General features: G+C 42.5%; 17 protein-coding genes. 2 read left to right on the forward strand and 15 right to left on the reverse strand.

The features are described 5' to 3' along the window. Positions 1 to 5: 5 nt before the first annotated feature. The 3 genes from ACFVS1_RS09935 to fdhF are packed head-to-tail and all read right to left on the reverse strand — an operon-like array spanning position 6 to position 3,713. Positions 6 to 239 carry a heavy-metal-associated domain-containing protein gene (locus tag ACFVS1_RS09935; RefSeq protein ID WP_352924876.1) on the reverse strand — a complete coding sequence of 78 codons (234 nt, stop codon included), beginning with the start codon at positions 237 to 239 and terminating at the stop codon, positions 6 to 8. After that, complete coding sequence (locus tag ACFVS1_RS09940; protein ID WP_352924875.1) at positions 239 to 757, reverse strand: helical membrane plugin domain-containing protein; 519 nt, start codon at positions 755 to 757, stop codon at positions 239 to 241. The genes ACFVS1_RS09935 and ACFVS1_RS09940 overlap by 1 nt, the downstream gene beginning before the upstream one ends. After that, on the reverse strand, positions 732 to 3,713 hold the full coding sequence (gene fdhF, locus ACFVS1_RS09945; RefSeq protein ID WP_387546894.1) for a formate dehydrogenase subunit alpha: 2,982 nt from the start codon (positions 3,711 to 3,713) through the stop codon (positions 732 to 734). Before fdhF ends, ACFVS1_RS09940 begins: the two co-directional genes overlap by 26 nt. A gap of 263 nt (positions 3,714 to 3,976) precedes the next feature. On the opposite strand from fdhF, the gene ACFVS1_RS09950 reads away from it, so the two are divergent. Together ACFVS1_RS09950 and moaA are read left to right on the forward strand one after the other, a co-directional pair. Further along, positions 3,977 to 4,195 carry a hypothetical protein gene (locus ACFVS1_RS09950; protein WP_352924873.1) on the forward strand — a complete coding sequence of 73 codons (219 nt, stop codon included), beginning with the start codon at positions 3,977 to 3,979 and terminating at the stop codon, positions 4,193 to 4,195. Between the two features lie 407 nt (positions 4,196 to 4,602). Beyond that, entirely contained in the window at positions 4,603 to 5,616 is a 1,014-nt protein-coding gene (gene moaA / locus ACFVS1_RS09955) for a GTP 3',8-cyclase MoaA (protein ID WP_387546897.1), read from the forward strand. Between the two features lie 614 nt (positions 5,617 to 6,230). On the opposite strand, the gene ACFVS1_RS09960 is transcribed toward moaA, so the two are convergent. The 12 genes from ACFVS1_RS09960 to ACFVS1_RS10015 all read right to left on the reverse strand — a co-directional run bounded on the left by ACFVS1_RS09960 (position 6,231) and on the right by ACFVS1_RS10015 (position 19,070). Next, positions 6,231 to 6,995, reverse strand: coding sequence for an NUDIX domain-containing protein (locus ACFVS1_RS09960; protein WP_387546900.1), 765 nt, complete (start codon positions 6,993 to 6,995; stop codon positions 6,231 to 6,233). A 195-nt stretch (positions 6,996 to 7,190) separates the two neighbouring features. Next, positions 7,191 to 8,720 (reverse strand): acyl-CoA carboxylase subunit beta, encoded by a 1,530-nt coding sequence (locus ACFVS1_RS09965; RefSeq protein WP_387546903.1) that lies wholly within the window; start codon positions 8,718 to 8,720, stop codon positions 7,191 to 7,193. Between the two features lie 23 nt (positions 8,721 to 8,743). Next, positions 8,744 to 9,526, reverse strand: coding sequence for an enoyl-CoA hydratase (locus ACFVS1_RS09970; RefSeq protein ID WP_387546905.1), 783 nt, complete (start codon positions 9,524 to 9,526; stop codon positions 8,744 to 8,746). Positions 9,527 to 9,545: 19 nt separating this feature from the next. Continuing rightward, positions 9,546 to 10,445 carry a hydroxymethylglutaryl-CoA lyase gene (locus ACFVS1_RS09975; protein ID WP_387546907.1) on the reverse strand — a complete coding sequence of 300 codons (900 nt, stop codon included), beginning with the start codon at positions 10,443 to 10,445 and terminating at the stop codon, positions 9,546 to 9,548. Between the two features lie 17 nt (positions 10,446 to 10,462). After that, positions 10,463 to 10,675, reverse strand: coding sequence for an acetyl-CoA carboxylase biotin carboxyl carrier protein subunit (locus ACFVS1_RS09980; protein ID WP_034312225.1), 213 nt, complete (start codon positions 10,673 to 10,675; stop codon positions 10,463 to 10,465). Positions 10,676 to 10,713: 38 nt separating this feature from the next. Then, entirely contained in the window at positions 10,714 to 12,063 is a 1,350-nt protein-coding gene (locus tag ACFVS1_RS09985) for an acetyl-CoA carboxylase biotin carboxylase subunit (RefSeq protein ID WP_387546911.1), read from the reverse strand. Positions 12,064 to 12,075: 12 nt separating this feature from the next. After that, entirely contained in the window at positions 12,076 to 13,713 is a 1,638-nt protein-coding gene (locus ACFVS1_RS09990) for an AMP-binding protein (RefSeq protein WP_352924910.1), read from the reverse strand. A gap of 125 nt (positions 13,714 to 13,838) precedes the next feature. Continuing rightward, positions 13,839 to 14,981, reverse strand: a complete 1,143-nt coding sequence (locus ACFVS1_RS09995) for an acyl-CoA dehydrogenase (RefSeq protein ID WP_350302521.1) — start codon at positions 14,979 to 14,981, stop codon at positions 13,839 to 13,841. Positions 14,982 to 15,041: 60 nt separating this feature from the next. Next, positions 15,042 to 15,653 (reverse strand): TetR/AcrR family transcriptional regulator, encoded by a 612-nt coding sequence (locus ACFVS1_RS10000; RefSeq protein ID WP_352924909.1) that lies wholly within the window; start codon positions 15,651 to 15,653, stop codon positions 15,042 to 15,044. Between the two features lie 209 nt (positions 15,654 to 15,862). Continuing rightward, the gene (locus tag ACFVS1_RS10005; RefSeq protein ID WP_387546913.1) at positions 15,863 to 16,618 is read right to left on the reverse strand and encodes a hypothetical protein; all 756 of its coding nucleotides are present in this window, start codon (positions 16,616 to 16,618) and stop codon (positions 15,863 to 15,865) included. 28 nt (positions 16,619 to 16,646) lie between these two features. Continuing rightward, a complete protein-coding gene (locus tag ACFVS1_RS10010; protein ID WP_352924864.1) occupies positions 16,647 to 17,693 on the reverse strand; it encodes a cytochrome d ubiquinol oxidase subunit II in 1,047 nt (348 codons plus the stop codon). A 15-nt stretch (positions 17,694 to 17,708) separates the two neighbouring features. After that, positions 17,709 to 19,070, reverse strand: a complete 1,362-nt coding sequence (locus tag ACFVS1_RS10015; RefSeq protein WP_352924863.1) for a cytochrome ubiquinol oxidase subunit I — start codon at positions 19,068 to 19,070, stop codon at positions 17,709 to 17,711. Positions 19,071 to 19,319: the final 249 nt, after the last annotated feature.

Consider the following 19,319-nt stretch of genomic DNA (forward strand, 5'->3'; position numbering starts at 1 on the left):
TCCTCTTAATGAGGTGAATTTTGGTTTTCCGTTTTTATATCGTAGCCTGAGTCTCTGATGGCCTGTTGAAAATCCTGGAATGAAGCGGCATTTTTATCAAAGTCAATACTTGCTTCTCCGCTTTCTTTATTTACATCTGCCCGGAGAATGCCCCATACACCGTTTAATGACCGAATGATTTCGTCGGAATCTTTTTCCGATAGCGGTCCATGAATCTTGATAACAACTTGTTCTTCCATTACCCTTGTCCTCCTTCTGGATGAAGTTCCTGTGAAGGATGCTGTGTAAATGATTCACCCATGCCATGCAGGAATTCAACCATGGTTGTCATCGCCGCTTTGATTTCTGGGTCTCTCAAGCTTTTACCTAATTTCCATAAGCTATGTTTTTCATGGTTTTTGATGCTTTCGCCCATATGGTCAAGACCTTTTGTAACACCGCCCAGCATAGATTGTAACTGGTCAGGCTTTAAGGTGCCCATGAAATTGAAAAGATAAATGGCATTTTTGATGGTGTTATGCATACCAGGCTGGTTAACTTGCTGCATGGCTATAACGCCGACGTCTGTACGATTTTCCAAAATGGCATGAAGCGCATCGAGAATCCCAATTTCCTGTAGATTCTTTAATATGGCGAGTGCAGAAAGAATCCCTTCTTTGTTATCATTAAGAGCTTTTAATATTTCTCCGATTGACTGAGCTTGTTCTTCCATCGGATTTGGAACCTGTTTATTAATTTGCCTGATCGCTTTCGCCATATGCTTCCCCTCCATTTCCAAATAACTCTTCTATCGCTTGAAAATCGTCACGCTGCCACTTTTCCTCAACCCGAACGCTGATCTGCGGATTCCTGTTACCGAACCGGTGGTTATGCTTAGGCAATGGCGGTTCACCTGTTGCTTCTAAAATCTCCATTTTAACACCGATTTCCTTATATGCAGGAGTATGTGTAACTAGATCATGATAGCTACTTGTCAGGTAATTGACAGCTTCATCGTCCTTAAAGCTGTTCATCGTGAGATAAATTTCCTTGCCTTTAACCCGGTCCGTAACAAGCGTCCTTACTTTAACCTGTCCATATGGTGAACTTAATCTAACTAATGTACCGTCACTGAGATTGCGTTCCTCCGCCAATTCGTGCGATACCTCCAGCCATGTGCCAGGTACCTTATGGATAAGTCCTTCTGTCCGGTACGTCATATTTCCTTCATGGAAGTGCTCAAGCAAACGTCCATTGTTTAAATGGAGATCATATTCTTCTCCTGCCATATATGGAGGAGTCCAATCAACAGCAAACAGCCTTGCCTTTCCATCCGCAAAGGCAAATTTGTCTTCATATAATAGAGGTGTATCCGTTCCATCTTTGTGAACCGGCCAAACTTGGCTGTTAAAGCCTTCAAGCCGGTCATAGCTCACACCTGCAAATAGGACAGCAAGACTGGCTGCTTCATCCATAATTTCACTTGGGTGCGAATAATCCCAATTGGCACCCATCCGGTTCGCTATTTCCTGGAAGATCTGCCAATCCGGTTTCGAATCGCCCAGCGGATCAAACACCTTATAGAACCTTTGAATGCGCCTTTCCGTATTTACAAATGTCCCATCTTTTTCAAGTGAAGGTGATGCCGGTAAAACAACATCGGCAAATTGTGCCGTTTTCGAGAAGAAAATATCCTGTACGACAAAGAAGTCCAATTTTTCAAATGCACTCTGAACATGGTTCGAGTTTGCATCCACAAGCCCCATTTCTTCTCCAAATAGATACAGGGATTTTAATTTTCCTTTGTGGATTGCCTCTACCATGTGGTGGTTGTCCATTCCAGGATCTTTTGGAATTTCAACGCCCCATGCTTTTTCATACTTTTCTCTAACCTCTGCATTTCCGACTGGCTCATACCCAGGAAACCATGATGGCATTGTACCGAAATCACAGGCTCCCTGTACGTTATTGTGGCCTCTTAAGGGATAGGCACCTGTACTTGGACGGCCATAATTCCCCGTAATCAGCAATAAATTTGAAATGGCAGTGCTTGCGTCTGTTGCGCCGGAATGCTGGGTAATTCCCATGGCCCAAAGGATACAGACTGAATTAACTTCATGAATCATTGTAGCTGCCTTGATTATTTCTTCCTGCGAAAGTCCGGTCATCTCTTCTGCATAGCTTAAGGTGAATTTATCCAGTGTTTTAATATATCCTTCTACGCCTGATACACGATTTTTCAGAAATTCTTTATCATGCCAACCTTGATCAATAATGTACTTCGTTACGGCAGAAATCCAGATTAAATCAGAACTAGGCTTAGGATGCAAGAGGAAATCCGCACGTTGTGCTAGCTCATGCTCTCTTATATCAGCTACTAATAATTTTTGTCCATATAGCTTATGAGCCCGTTTTATACGTGTAGCGAGGACAGGGTGAGATTCTGCTGGATTTGCACCAATTACAATAACCAAGTCTGTAGTTTCAATATCCTGGATAGTTCCAGAATCGCCCCCCAATCCTACTGTCCTTAAGAGTCCTGCAGTAGCCGGAGATTGGCAGTATCTAGAGCAGTTGTCGATATTGTTTGTCCCGATAACTGCACGTGCAAATTTTTGCGCCACGAAGTTTTCTTCATTGGAGCACTTGGAAGAAGCGATCACTCCAATGGATTCCGGGCCATACTCTTCCTTTATTTCCGTAAGCTTACTTGAAATCAGATCTAACGCTTCATCCCAGGTCGCTTCTTCAAACTCTCCGTTTTTACGAATCAAAGGCTTGGTTAAGCGCTGGTCACTGTTAACAAAATCCCAGCCCCATTTTCCTTTTACACAGGTGGAAATACCGTTAACGGGAGCTTCATGGGTAGGCTGAATTTTTAAAATCTGCCTGTCCTTTGTCCATACTTCAAAGCTGCAGCCTACACCGCAGTATGTACAAACCGTCTTAGTCCTCTTAATCCGTGCTTTCCTCATGGCGGCTTCTACTTCTGATATCGCAAATATTTCTTTATATCCAGGCTCCACTTCTTTAATTAAATCAACCATAGGCTCTAAAATTGGAGCCGGCAGGTTTGTTAAGAATCCTGCTTCACCGAGCATGGATGTCTCCATTAAAGCATTACATGGACACACATTCACACAGTGTCCACAAGATACACAAGAAGACTCATCAATTGGAACATCATTATCCCAGATAACCCTTGGTCTTTCTCTTCCCCAATCAATCGTTAAGGTTTCATTGACCTGTAAATCCTGACAGGCCTCAACACACCGGCCGCACAAAATACACTGATCTGGTTCATACCTATAGAAAGGATGGGAATTATCCGGAGGGTAGGGTTTTTCTCTAAATTCATATTTCTGATGCTCAATCTCTAAGTATTCAGCAGTATTATGGACAGTACAATTGCCGTTATTATTATCACAAACAGTACAATACAGTTCATGATTTTCTAGGATCCGTGACATCGCTTCATACTGGGCATCCTTAACAGACTTTGACATTGTATCAACCGTCAAACCTGGAACAGCCTTTGTCGAGCAAGCACGGACTAATTCCCCGCTCACCTGCACAAAACATGTATCACAGGTCTGGATTGTCCCCAGATCGGGATGATAACAAATGCTTGGAATGTACAATTCATGACTTTGGGCGACTTGCAATATCGTTTGTCCTGGCTGTGCTGTTAATTCCTTTTCGTTGATTCGGATGGTAAAAGAATGGTCAGACATTTGATTCCTCCTATCTTGCTGCCGTTAAGCTGAATTATTTTATAAATTAAGCCATACACCAGCAAATGCTGTTGATTCATCCTAGTATTCCCAAAAAGGATATGAATAAAATAAAATATGTTTTTACAGCCCTTAAAAATTATTCTAAAGCCTCTGTGTATTAATCCTTTCTTTTTTGGCAAATTTATAGGAGATGATTTGTTGAAAGCGAATCGAGTCTACATATATAAAGAAATTTAACTGAAGGCAGGCGAACCGAAGCTATGGAAAAAGAAATTCTTTTGCAACTAGTTCAATCAATGATCATGTCCTCATCAAAGAAACCAAAATACATGAGCATCTCTACGGTGAAAGTTGCAGACCTCCTAGAAACCTCCATCTCCCATATCGAAAAAGGATTGCAGGAACTTGTACAAGAAGGACGCCTCCGACAATCAAAACTGGAACAGCCGCCGCACAGCACTATTTACATGCTGCCTTAATAGTGGACCGTCCCCACTTCCCGAATTATTTCCCAGAGTAAAGTTTTTTTCAGTAAAAGGACCTATCTTGATGGGGTCCTTCTTGTATCTTTAACAATAACCGGATTACCTTAAGCTAGTCCGTTAACTTTCAAGTCGTCTGTCAGAAAACCTAAACCAATCTACAAATTGAAGGTAATGAGGATTTTGAAAGAGTTAAGAATAAGCAAAGAAGCAAAGAGTTTGAGGAGTTTGTAAGAAGTTTTACTGATACTCTTAATTATTTGATGTTAGATGCATATACATTGGAAGTAGAAAACTATTCATCATCAGCTCTTTAACTGAAAGTGAACGCCAAAAAGCTTTAGACCGTGACGCCACTTTTTATGATCTGTTTTTTTCTAATACTTGGGGATGGGAGTGGTTAAGTGAACCGTCATATAAAAGATTCATTGGACAGACCACTAAGGGATTTAAGGATTTCCGTCATTGATCGGTGTAACTTTCGCTGCCAGTATTGTATGCCTGCTGAAATTTTTCATGATAATTTTCAATTTTTGCCTAAAAGTGAGCTCTTGTCATTTAAGGAAATCTTAAGGCTTTCTAAAATATTTGCAAGCTTGGGAGTTATAAAACTAAGATTGACAGGCGGGGAACCTTTACTGCGGAAAGACCTTACAACTCTTATTTCAAAGCTCGTCAAAATTGAAGGTATAGAAGATATCGGTTTGACTACAAATGGTGTTTTTCTGAAAAAACAAGCCAGGAATTTGAAATCAGCGGGATTAAAGAGGGTGAATATCAGTTTAGATAGCCTTGATGATGAACTTTTTAAGCAGATGAACGGCAGGGGTATCGGGATAAAGCCTGTCATGGAAGGTATAGCTGCTGCTAAAGAAGCAGGCCTTGGAATTAAAGTGAATATGGTAGTGAAAAAAGAAACCAATCAATCCCAAATCCTTCCGATGGCACGGTTTTGTAAAGAAGAGGGCATTCAATTACGCTATATAGAATTCATGGATGTCGGACATACAAATGGCTGGCAGATGAAGAATGTACTTACAAAAAAAGAGTTACTCGAGATTCTCCAAGCAAAATTCGATCTTGAACCTGTTGAAGAAGATTATTTTGGAGAAGTGGCAAAACGCTTCCGGTATAAGGGAACTACAACCGAATTGGGGTTTATAACATCCATGTCTGAGTCTTTTTGTTCCAGTTGCACTCGTGCCCGTCTTTCTGCTAACGGAAGTTTGTATACATGCCTTTTTAATGGAAAGGGGCATGACTTAAAGACATTGCTCCGTTCCAAGATTTCAGATGAAGAATTGACTTGCTTCATCATTTCACTTTGGAACCAGAGGGACGACCGCTATTCGGATGATCGGTCAGCGGGAACAGTGAAAAAACAGGAAAAAATTGAAATGTCATTCATAGGCGGGTGACAAACAGAAAGTTCTCATCAATCATAAAGGGGGATGGCAACATTTCCATCCCTAATCAAAATACGATTATAGAGGGCTTATTTGTTTTCATACATAAAAGAGCGGCTAGTCAACTCCTGGTATTGAAGTAAAGAATCGTTACTTTAAGTGCAATTTATCATGATATGATCTTCTAATTCCTTTTTATTATTAGACTAATCCAGTTAAGCTATAGACTAGAATAATTACAAATGTTGCTAGTGTCTTAAAAATTGTAATCACAAAAATATCTCCATGAATCCATACGTCCTGAAGCCATCGCTATAAAAAGCCACCATTAATTGGCAGCTTAATCTATAATGTATCCCTTTTGGGAATAAAGTATGGATATTAAATGTAGAACGTATTCAGTATGTTTTAATAGATTTAGAGTCCGGATAATTATTGTGGACATAATATGTTAGGGGTTCACTAACAAATTTTGGAGATAGCATCCGTCATTTTCCATGCTTAAAGGGTGAGCAAGAACAATATAATGTGACGTTCCCGCAGGTCAATGAACCCCCGTCCGCCACGAAGTCATACGTATAATCTATAGTGATCAATGCCTTTTTCCCCATATCACCCATTCCCCCTCAATAGTAAATAGAGTCCATGACAACCTCTGCATTAAATCGGTAAAGCTGTGAAGGCCGATACGAATTCCGTTTCGTTTTCTTCTGCATTCCCTTTTCATCCAACACTTTCTCCAAAAACGGGAGCTTCGGGGCTTTTGCATAAAAGAGTGAGTCTGCACTGATTTTTGCATCATCTCTGGCTGTCAGCAAAACCCGTTGCAGCTCAGAAAGCGTAAATTCATCCGGCAGGAATTTTTGGGCTATCGTCGTTTGCACCATTTCTTTTTTCATTAAATTCATCGCATCGTTAATAATTGTATAATGATCGAATGCAAGATCTAATTGTAAGGCTTCCTGAATCGTGAACAATTCAACCTCGGCTGCGTCGTCATTCGCTTTTCTTTGATGAAGAAACTCTTGCTGGACAATGGCATAAAAAGCATTGGAAATGATCCAGCCCCTGGGATCGCGTCCTGGCCGGTCATAAACCCCAAAATGCTTGACATGGAATCCAGCTACGCCCGTTTCTTCTTTCAATTCCCGTTTGGCTGCTTCATAGGCAGTCTCTCCAGCATTGACAAAGCCTCCGGGCAATGCCCATTTATCTCCTTCAACATTGGGGCTTCCTTCCTTATCTTTTGTGGCACGTTTGATTAATAATAGCTTCAAAAACATTTCAGGCGGGGCTTTCTCTGCCGTTTTCTTCGTAGTAATCGTAAAGATCGCAATATCTGCTGTGTATCCATCTGGTGTAATATATTTCTTTTTTTCCTGCTGAGCCATGGGCAACTCTCACTTTCTTTCACTAAGTATGGAATTCAAGTAATTAGTAAATCATTAATTACTAATTATAGTACTCTTCCTTATGTGATTTAGCAACTCTAAATCAGAAAAATTTTCTAATTATTTAAATAATCATTTATTTTATCACATGAAAACAAGCCCAGTCATGATGACCGGGCTTGTTTATTGAATTCTTTAAACGGGATAGACCCCATGTTTACGATCGGTAAAAGTCAATTGCTTACTGCTATACGCTTCAAAGCGGGCGCTCAATTCATCACGCAGGTCATTTGGCTGGATGATGCCATCAACAATCATCTCGGAAGCTAAGCGGTAAATATCGATGTCTTCATTATACTCATTGCGCTTCTGTTCGATGAATTTAGGGCGCTCTTCTGGTTCCATTGCATTGATTTTATTGGCATAGACGGCATTGACCGCAGCTTCTGCCCCCATGACCGCTATCAATGCCGTCGGTAAGGCAAGAACGCAGTCCGGTTCAAAAGCTGGACCGGCCATCGCGTATAGTCCAGCACCATAAGCCTTACGGACAATGACAGAAATCTTGGGAACCGTGGCTTCACTCATGGCCGAAATCATTTTCGCACCATGGCGAATGATTCCTGCCCGTTCGACCTTCGTCCCAATCATGAATCCTGGAATATCCACCAGGAACAACAACGGTATATGGAAAGCATCACATAAATTGATGAACTTGGCTGCCTTATCAGCTGAATCATGGAACAGGACGCCGCCTTTGACACGCGGCTGATTGGCTATGATCCCTATCGTTTGTCCATTTAGCCTTGCAAGCCCAGTGATTAATTCAGGGGCAAATAGCTTCTTTATTTCACAGAACGATTGCCTGTCTATAATCCTATCGATCAGGTCATACATATTGAAGGCTGCATTCTGATTTTTAGGAATCAGGTCTTCCAACGTTTTTTCGAAATCTGCAGGCAGCTCAGGTTTTACGCTTTTCGGCCTTTCTTGATAATTTCCTGGAAAATAGCTTAAGTACCTGCGCGCAAACGCGATCGATTCTTCTTCTGACTTGACAAGCACATCCCCGCATCCTGAAACGGAACAATGCATTTTCGCCCCGCCCATTTCCTCTTCACTCACCTTTTCTCCAATAACCATTTCTGCCATTCTCGGTGAACCTAAATACATGGATGCATTGCCATCAACCATTACGACGATATCACAAAAAGCTGGGATATATGCCCCGCCCGCGGCAGACGGACCGAACAATAGACAAATTTGCGGGACTTTTCCTGATAACTTTACTTGGTTGTAAAAGATGCGTCCCGCTCCGCGGCGTCCCGGAAACATTTCTACTTGATCTGTAATTCGTGCCCCGGCAGAATCGACTAAATAAAGAAGGGGCAGCTGTAACTTCTCAGCTGTTTCCTGAATGCGAATGATTTTCTCGACGGTTCTTGCTCCCCAGGAACCAGCTTTAACAGTCGAATCATTGGCCATGACACAGACCCTCTGACCATTGATTTTCCCGATGCCTGTAACCACACCGTCGGCAGGCAGACCATCACTGGCACAATTAGCAAAGAAAGCGTCCTCTATTTCAACCCCTTCATCGAAAAGCAGCTCGAGCCGTTCACGTACGAAAAGCTTTCCTTTTTCAGCGTTTTTTTGATGATATTTTTCTAAACCGCCTTTTTTAATCGTCTCAACCGTTTCGGTTAGTTTATCCGTCGTTACCATCCCTTTTCCTCCTTCAATTGAAATCATTGCCCCTTAAATACCGGTTTGCGCTTTTCCTTGAATGCTGACAGACCCTCCAGTCGGTCACGGGTTTTTAACGTGGTCTGATAGCAGTCTTTTTCAATTTGCAATCCTGATTTCAGGTCAGTCTCAGCCCCTTGATTGATTGCCGCTTTTGCAGCCCTGAGTGCCAATGGGGCATTGACCGCAATTTCCTTAGCCAATTTTTTCGCTTCCTCAAGTAAATGTTGGGGTGAATATACATGACTGATGATTTTCAAGGCATATGCCGTTTTTGCATCCAGTCTCCTAGCCGTATAAATCAGTTCTTTCGCAGTCGGCATTCCGACTATCCGCGGCAGTCGCTGTGTACCGCCGGCGCCTGGGATGATGCCTAACGATGTTTCTGTCAGTCCCACCTTCGCCGTTTCCGATGCGATGCGTATGTCACAAGCTAGTGCCAACTCAAGCCCTCCGCCAAAAGCCGAACCGTTAATCGCGGCGATGACCGGAACTGGAAGGTTTTCTACAGCCGTAATCGTATCTCCAATCAACTTGACTGTCTCCCTGACTTTATCCTCATTCATACCTGCCCGTTCCTTAAGATCCGCACCTGCACAAAACGCCTTTTCACCTGCTCCCGTTATAATGACTGTTCGTAAAGTGGAATCACTTTTCAATTCCTCCAGCCCTTCAACCAAGCAATGAAGCAATTCCGTGGATAAGGCATTAGCAGCATCAGGACGATTCAACGTCACGAGGGCAATTCCCTTTTCCTCCGTACTTATTTCAACTAATGAAGTCATAAATTCACCTCGATTTCTCTTATTGTGCGTTATAAACAGCCATCTGATGGCTAGGCAGTGGTTTTTCCAAAAACCCTTGCATCAATGCCGCAGCCTTCATTAGTTTTTCTGGATCGATACCCGTGTGAATCCCCATTTTATGTAGCATATGAACCAGGTCATCCGTAGCCACGTTTCCGCTCGCACCTGGTGCATACGGGCATCCTCCTAAACCTCCGAGCGAAGAGTCGAAAGTGTCCACACCATAATTAAGTGATTCAAGAACATTTGCGAGTGCCATTCCCCTTGTATCATGAAAATGGAGGGCCATCCGGCTTATATCATATCTTTTTACAGCCTGTTCAAGGAATAGTGCAACCTGTCTTGGAGAAGCGACCCCAATGGTATCACCCAATGAGACTTCATTGATTCCATATTCAAAAAGTTGATCACAAACACGGAAAACCTGTTCGGTCGAAACCTCCCCTTCATAAGGACAGCCGAAAACGGTTGAAATATAGCCCCTAACCGTTTTCCCGCTGTTAGCTGCTGTCCCGATGACATCCTTCATTATTGGTAAGGTATCGGAAATCGACTTATTGATATTTTTAAGATTATGCGTTTCACTGGATGACATGAACACGGAAATTTCATCGATATCGGCTTCAAGAGCCGACTCCAGTCCCCTTTGATTAGGTACAAGGGCCGCATAAGTAATACCGGGATTGCGCTTTATTCCCTTAGCGACCAGGGCGGCATCACTCAATTGGGGAATCCACTTTGGATGGACGAAAGAAGTAACTTCTATATAAGATAATCCTGAATCAGAGAGCTGATCGATCCAATCCATTTTGTTTTTTGCAGGTATCATGACCTTTTCATTTTGCAACCCGTCGCGCGGACCCACTTCCTTAATTGTCACATTTTCAGGCCAATTCATCTTACCCCTCCGTCCCCTTATTCAATGACGGCCAAAACGTCGCCCTCATTTACGAAATCCCCTTCATTCACTTTAAGTTCTTTAATTGTGCCAGCTTCCTCGGCTGCAATGGGGATTTCCATTTTCATCGATTCCAAGATTATGATATCCTGTCCGTCGGTTACACTTTGCCCCTCGTTCGCCACGATTTTCCAAACGCTTCCTGCCATGCTTGCCTTTAATTCTGCCATCTTTCATTCCTCCTGATCATTATGTTTTAAAATATGCGTTATACAGTCAATTTTTTTATATATTTTGCAATGAAATCCGTAGTCGTATCTCCTTGGGAAAAAGCTTCATGAGAAATGATTTCCATCAGCAAAGGAAGGTTTGTTTTGATTCCTTCTATTTTATAGCTTGCGAGCGCTTCTCTTAATCTCTCGATCGCATTATCCCTTGAATCGCCGCTCACCACCAATTTGGCGATCATCGGATCATAAAAGTGGGATACGACCGAAGTTCCATGAACAGCCAATTCATGACGGATCCCTTCACCTTCCGGTAGTTCCATGCTTGTGATTTTCCCCGGTGCTGGATAAAAGGTTTTCGGATCTTCAGCATATATGCGCACTTCAATGGAGTGTCCATCCTGTTTAATCTCACTTTGCGTAAATTCCAATTTGTCTCCAGATGCAATTTTAATTTGCTGTTCAACCAAATCCAACCCAGTAATTTCTTCGGTGACAGGATGCTCCACCTGAAGGCGCGTATTCATTTCCAGGAAATAAAAATTTTTGTTTGCATCAACTAAAAATTCGAGGGTGCCCGCATTACTATAACCGATGGATTTTACCGCTTTCACTGCAGCCGTCCCCATCCTGTTTCTTGTTTCTTCGTCAAGGAAAGATGAGGGAGCCTCTTCCACGACCTTCTGGTGGCGCCTTTGAACGGAGCATTCCCTTTCCCATAAGTAAACAGCATTCCCAAAGGAATCCGCCAATACCTGAATTTCGATATGACGAGGCTTCTCAATCAATTTTTCTATGAACATATCTCCATTGCCAAAAAACAATTGGGCACGTTTTTGATTCCCCTCGAAGGCCTTGGTCAGTTCATCTTCATTAGCAACCGCCTGCATGCCGATTCCCCCGCCGCCTGCTGCTGCTTTTAACATGACTGGGTAGCCAATTTTGTCAGCAACGGCTGCCGCTTCTGCACTATCAATTAACGGACGTGAAAATCCAGGCACCAACGGAAGTCCCGCTTGCTCCATCTTTTTCCTCGCCTCGACTTTATTGCCCATCTGCTGGATGATCTCTGGTTTGGGACCAATGAATATCAAGCCTGCTTCTTCGCAGGAACGTGCGAAATCTGCATTTTCACTAAGAAATCCATATCCAGGATGAATGGCCTCCACTCCGGTTTCCTTAGCTATTTCCAAAATCTTATTAACGTTTAAATAGCTTTCCTGTACTCTAGGGCCACCCAGTAAATATGCCTCATCCGCCAATCCCACAAATGGCGAATCCGAATCTGCTTCCGAATGGACAGCGACAGTATGTATCCCCAGCTTCCTGCATGTACGTATAATGCGTGATGCTATTTCTCCCCTGTTTGCGATAAGAATTTTTCGAATCATTCGATAACCTCCTTATTTAGTGCGTTCCGTTAGTAGGTCAAGAGTTTGTTGCCGAAGCTTATACTTTTGGATTTTTCCGGATGCAGTCATTGGATAAGCATCGGTAAATTGAATGTACCGAGGAATTTTATGAAAAGATATTTTCCCTTTGCAATACTCTATCAATTCTTTCTCCGTCAGGGTTTCTCCTGCTTTCAAAATGATCCATGCCGCTACCTCTTCCCCGTACTTCTGATCTGGAACGCCGAGTACCTGGACATCGACAATTGCAGGATGTTGATAGAGGAATTCTTCAATCTCACGGGGGTAAATATTTTCCCCTCCGCGAATGATCATATCTTTCAGCCGGCCTGTAATCTTGCAATAACCCCTTTCATCCATCACCGCCAAATCTCCCGTATGAAGCCAGCCTTCCCGGTCAATCGCCTGCTCAGTGGCTTCCGGGTTATTATAATATCCCTTCATTACATGGTATCCCCTTGAACAGAGCTCACCCTGTTTGCCCCGCTGGACTTCTTCCCCAGTAGCTGGATCGACAATTTTCACTTCCACTTTCGGCAAAGCCCTTCCCACTGAGGAAACACGAAGTTCGATTGGATCGTCCGTTCTTGTCATCGTAATTCCTGGAGAAGATTCCGTTTGACCATAAGTAATCGTAATTTCCGAGATGCCCATCTTATTCACCACGCTTTTCATGACTTCGATCGGACATGTGGATCCTGCCATGATACCAGTCCGTAACGAACGTAAATCGTACTGGTCAAAGTCATCGAGATTAAGTTCAGCAATGAACATCGTCGGTACCCCATGAAGCCCCGTACATTTTTCGGCTTCAACTGTCTGAAGGACAACGCGTGGATTAAATTCCACGATCGGCACCATTGTTGCCCCTACAGAAACAGAGGCCATCGTGCCAAGGGAACAGCCGAAACAATGAAAAAACGGTACCGGGATGCAAAGCCTGTCAGCTTCGGTAAGCTTCATGCACTCCGCGACATTCAATCCGTTATTGACCAAGTTGGAATGAGTCAGCATCACTCCTTTTGGAAATCCTGTCGTCCCTGATGTATATTGCATGTTAATTACATCACCGGGAGCCAATTCCTCCATTCTCATGTCCAGCGATTCCTCTGAAACGGATTCGCTCCCGCTAATGATTTCATCCCACGAAAACGTTCCGGGATAACGCTTTTCACCTAAAACGATGATATTTTTCAGTTTTGGCAGTTTCTCAGATTGTAATTTTCCTGGTTTTGCATTTTTCAATTCAGGAACGATTTCGTACAGCGTATCTATATAAGAATGGTCCTTATATTGTTCCATCAGGATGATCGTCGTGGAATCGGATTGTTTGAGCAGGTATTCCAGTTCACTTGTGCGGTAATTAGTATTGACAGTTACCAGGACTCCGCCCATTTTCGCGGTCGAAAATTGGGATATAAGCCATTCGGGTTTATTGGATGCCCAAATGGCGATATGTTCCCCTTTTTTAATATTTAGTGACATGAACCCCCTGGCCGCCTTTCGGCAAATCTTTTCAAATTCGCGATAGGAATGGCGCAGGCCTAGTTCATGGTACACAACCGCTTCATTATCACCATATTGTTCAGCTGTCCTTTCAAGCAGTTTCCCGATAGTAACATTTAGCAAATCAGACATCAAACTCCTCCTAATCAAATAAAAGTAAGAATGAACGCTTTTTGCTGTATAGATAACATCTGCTTTTCACCAAAATGAACCAATTGCATCATTGTTCATTTCACGTTCCGTAAAAATTAACAGCCTAATTGCCTGGCGATAACGAGTCTTTGAATTTCGGATGTCCCTTCACCAATCTCCAATAACTTGGCATCTCTTAAATAGCGTTCCACCTCATATTCGCGCATGTAACCAGAGCCGCCGTGTATTTGAATCGCTTGATTGCTGGACCGGAACGCGGTCTCACTTGCAAAAAGCTTTGCGTATGCCGCTTCCTTTGCAAAAGGCTTTTTATTGTCTTTTAACCATGCAGCCTTATATACCATATTCCTCGCCAATTCAATTTCCATCGCCATGTCTGCAAGCTTGAATTGAATAGCCTGGAAATTTGAAATGGTTTTACCGAATTGAATGCGTTCTTTTGAAAAAGCTAAAGCTCTATCAAAGGCAGCCTGAGCGATACCGACGGCCAAAGCTGCAATGGAGATCCTACCTCCATCAAGCGTGAATAAGAATTGTTTGAACCCTTTGTCTGGATCTCCCAATAAATTTTCCTTTGGCACCCGGACATTATCCAGAATGATTTCACAAGTATTGGAAGCTCGAACTCCCATTTTTTCATAATTGCTATTGATCGTTAGCCCTTGGGTATCGGTTGGCACGATGAATGCCGAGATGATATTTTTGCCCTTTGAATCTTTGCCCGATACAGCCGTGACGGTAACCGTCCTTGAATAGCTGGCATTTGTAATCCATGTTTTCTCGCCATTAATCACATACTCATCACCCTCCAACACGGCAGTCGTTCTTGTACCGCCAGCATCGGAACCCGCATTAGGCTCTGTTAACCCGAAAGCAGCCAGGGTTTCACCGGTCGTGATTGGAACCAGGTATTTTTGCTTCTGTTCTTCGGTTCCAAAATAGTAAATTGGACTTGCCCCGAGCGAAACGGCTGCTGCATAACTTAAGCCGGTTCCCCCGCATGCCTTCCCAACCTCTTCAACTGCAATGGCATACGAAATCGTATCTCCGCCCGAACCGCCATATTCTTCAGGAAACGGAATTCCAAGCAACCCGAGTTTCCCCATTTTTTTAAATACATCCTCCGCAAACATGGACTTTGCATCCAACTCTATCGCAATGGGTTTAATTTCCTTTTCGGCAAATTCCCTAACCATTTCCTTAATCATCTGCTGTTCTTTTGTAAGTGAAAAATCCATATATTCATTCCCCTTTCTATTGAGACCGACTAGTTGGTCTGTGCAAATCAAGTTTATTATTTAATCCACAACAACTTTGTTCTTCAGTAAAAATGGCTGGGTGATTTCCGCTTCTTTTTGTTTATCTATCAATAGGGCATTCAGAATTAAATCTACGTAAATATCACCGATTTCATCAATCGATTTTCCACCGTCCCTTTTGTACCATTTGTAGGACCAGTTCACCATGCCCAGAATTGACATTCCGGTGATTTCCACTGGCAATTCGCTGCGGAATACTCCCTTGTCAATACCTTCTTTGATAACGGAAAAAATGATTTCCTTATACATTTGACGCTTTTTTTTGATTGCTTCAACATAGGGGGGTTTTAAGTAAATGCTTTCTTGATAGAAAACTGAGATGTGTGGTTTATAGAGGTCAAAAACTTTAACAAATGATTGAATGATCATTTGCATTTTTTCTGTTGGATGGGTACTTTCTGAGATGGCTTCCTGTGCTTTTGTTAAAACATATGAAATAAAGTAATCATGGATGACAAATAAAAGTTCATCTTTGGAAGAGAAATGGTGATAAAACCCCCCCTTGCTAGTTCCGCAAGCCTTAACGATTTCGTTAACGGAGACACCATGAAAACCATGCTGATCGAAGAGCGTCAACGATGTTTCAATTATTTTTTCTTTTAACTCCGTAAGACTGCACCCCCTTCTTGTATCCGCTTACATTTAACAACATAAAGAGAAGTGGTTATGTAGTTAACTGGATTTATTTAGATTTTACCAAATAATTAAAAATTGTCAATTTTTAATTATCAACAAAAAACAGCCCTCATAATCAAGAGCTGTCAACCTACTTTATTTAGTAATGCATGTGATACATATTGTCATTCACTACCCTTGACCGGTTTAACCTGGACTTTTACAAGCTGCCATCCATTGTCATACTTCCATACTGATTTGATCTTCAAAATCGGAAGACGTCCATCGGACCCTTTTACGTTTTGGACTCCCATAAGTCCTTTTCCTTTTCCAAAAACGGTCTTGGGGTCCAGTGAGGAGTATGGATCAACCAAAAGCTCTGTCGGTTCATTCAGTTTTCCATTTCGATAAATGCCCCATTCATCATACGCTTGTTTTCTGGAACTGACATCTATCACCACAGGCTTTTGTCCTTCGATAATGATTTCCGCTTTGTATCCGTCAAGAAATTGTGCGATTACGGGGACGGAAGGAGGGACTTCCAGCTCCTTCACTTTTCCGTCCTTAAACGTATAGGCGTAACTGGTTATCAACCGCTCTCTGCCTTCCTTCAAAACCGTGACCAATACATCCTGGACACCATCATTATTCAAGTCCGCCACCTTTAGATCTGGAGTATACCCAGCTTCAAGCGGGACGCTGATTGTACGGCGATTGCTTTCCACACTTAACTCAATTTTCTTCAGAAACTTGCTTCCTTCCTCTAATGGCAGTCCCCGAACCTGGATAATGTCTATTTTCTGGTCCCCTGTTACATCTCTTTTTGTTGATATATATGTGCCATCTACCTGAAAATTTTTATCATGCGCTTCAACCGCTTGATAGCTCAAAAATAGTGAGATGACTAAAACCGCATATTTTAGCAGATCTAACTTTTTCATAGTGATAACCTCTCTTTTCAAGGATGAACTAATTTGACATTTGCCGCCGCTTGAACTTTCGACGCTGATCTTTCATGAAGATGGACCAGAAATAATAGAACCCTGGCACTAATATCGCAAAGCCCACGATATATGTGGCAAACACGGCCCGGAATGAGGTTGGATCGGTAAATCCTGAAAGAATCGTGACATTTGGATAAATGATATAAGGTAAATGTGCGATACCATAAACATAACTGCCGATTAAATACTGAATGATGATCGCTATTACAGCGACGCGAGGCATCCCTTTTACCTCCTGCTTAGAAAAATAGGGTAAGTACAGTGCTATCCCGCTAATAATGAAAAAAATGAGCGAGACGAATAACAATGCAGAGTTTTTCATCATTCCTTGGTAAATCCAATTCGCTTCGTTTCTTAACGTAAGCATAACCAACAGAGCCATGACTAACATAAGCGGGCCCGTTATCATCGCATCCCTGCGATATATTTTGTATGCTTTCATTTCATCGGCCTGTTTTGAGTAATCGGATAGGAGCAAAGATGATAAAAAAAGGGTGCTCATAATTCCGAACCCCACAAATGCATACTCATTTGGACTCGTGAAAAGTTTAGATAGATTCAATTCTTCATTTCCTCTCACGCCTTCGACAAATCCAAGGTGGGTGATTGGCAATACGCTGATCAAAAGCCCGGGTATGATCAACCCCGTCAATCCCGAAATATACGTTAACGCTTTTTCATATTTGTCCACGCTATGAGAGAAAACCAAAAAAGCACTCCTAATACATAGCAGGACAAGTATCAGGCTCGCGGGAACGATCAAGGCTACCCCTATCGGGAAAACAGCACCTGGAAATAAACTGTAAATCGCAATCACAAGACCAACGACAAAAGTATTGGTCACTTCCCAAGTTGGTGATAAATAGCTATTTGCGATTTTGGTAGCATTCGTTTCTTCCTTTTTAATGTAAGTCATTGCCCAGAAGCCAGCTCCAAAATCCATAGAGGCCATGATGGCATAAAGAAAAATAAAGCCCCAGACCAGTGTTATTGCAAGAAGAGCATCACTCATTCGCCTTCCCCCCTTTTATGAATTCGAATCGAAAAGCCTTACATCTTTCTGTTCGGCTTTATATATATCATCCATCACGGAATGACGTTTGAAATAATACAAAAGTGTAAATACGACAGAAACGCATAAAATGATATATACAATAATGAACATGGTGAATAAAAATCCAAGGTTTTCGTACGAAGTGACCGAATCCTCCGTGGTCAGCATCCTGTATATCGTCCATGGCTGCCTGCCTGTACAGGCAAAAATCCAACCGCATTCAATTGAAATCACCGAAAGCGGCCCTGACGCAACAAACAGCCATAGAATCCATTTCGGATATGTCTCCTTTTTCAGCCATTTATTCCATACCAATGCAAACAGTCCTAAGGCGATTAAGCCGGAACCGATGATGACCATGGCGTTGAATAAGATATGGACATAAAGCGGGGGCCAATACTCTTCTGGAAAATCGTTCAAGCCGGTCACGACCGTATCAAAGCTATTACCAGATAGGAAGCTTAATAACCAGGGGAATTCAATCCCATACTTCACTTCCTGGGCTTCCCTATCGGTATAACCAAACAAGGTAAGTCCGGCATGGTCCTTTGTTTCAAACAACCCTTCAGCAGCCGCCAGTTTCTCCGGCTGTTCCCTATATAAATGCTGTGTAGTGGCATGACCGTTCAATGCCGTCAAAAACGAAAAAACCAAACCCAATACAATACTGAGCCTCAGTGCTTTTTGGTGAAAATTAAATTCAGCAGTGCCGTATTTATTTTTGAGCATCTTATAGGCTGCAACAGCAGCTACGACAAAAGCTCCTGTAGTATAAGCTGTCAGGGCCGTATGTCCCGCCGTCACCAAGAAACTTGGATTGAAAAATGCCGCCCAAGGATCGACATCGACGATCTCCCCATTTTCAAACCTGAACCCCGCCGGTGTCCCCTCAAAAGCATGGACATTCGAAATCAATACAGCCGAGGCCAATGCTCCGAATGCAACAAAGAATAAACTGACGATACGGGCCCATGGCTTAATTTTTTCAGCAGCATACACGTAGATTGACATGAACAGCGCTTCAACCATGAATGCATAAATCTCGATCTGGAATGGAAGCGCCATGACACGTCCAATCACTTCCATGAACCCAGGCCATAATAACGACAGCTGCACACCAGCAATCGTACCAGTCGGAATGCCGACCCCAAGTAAAACTCCTAATGTTTTCGTCCAGCGTTTAGCCATGACGACATACTGTAAATCCTTTGTCCTTTGATACATTAATTCCGCTGCCAACATCATCATCGGCAACCCGACGCCAATCGTTGCAAATATGATATGTACAGCCATATTCGTCCCGAACATCGCACGGGCCATTTGTATATGATCCATACTGTCTTCCTTTCTAACCTTTGTCTCTTGGTAGTATCTCCTCTAGAAAGGAAAATATTTAATAATATCCCACAAACTAAGTTTTCATAGGTTTTACAGAAGGTCAGCTTTTTACTTAATGATGTTTTAGGTTGAATGTTTATTATATATTCTACCGAGGTTATTTTTGATATATATATTGAGTGGAATTCTTATCCTGTCCTAAAAATTTCACTAAGCACTTACATGACAAATTATTGAAGATCCTTC

The sequence above is a fragment of the Peribacillus sp. NPDC058075 genome, assembly GCF_042885195.1.
Taxonomy (GTDB): Bacteria; Bacillota; Bacilli; order Bacillales; family DSM-1321; genus Peribacillus.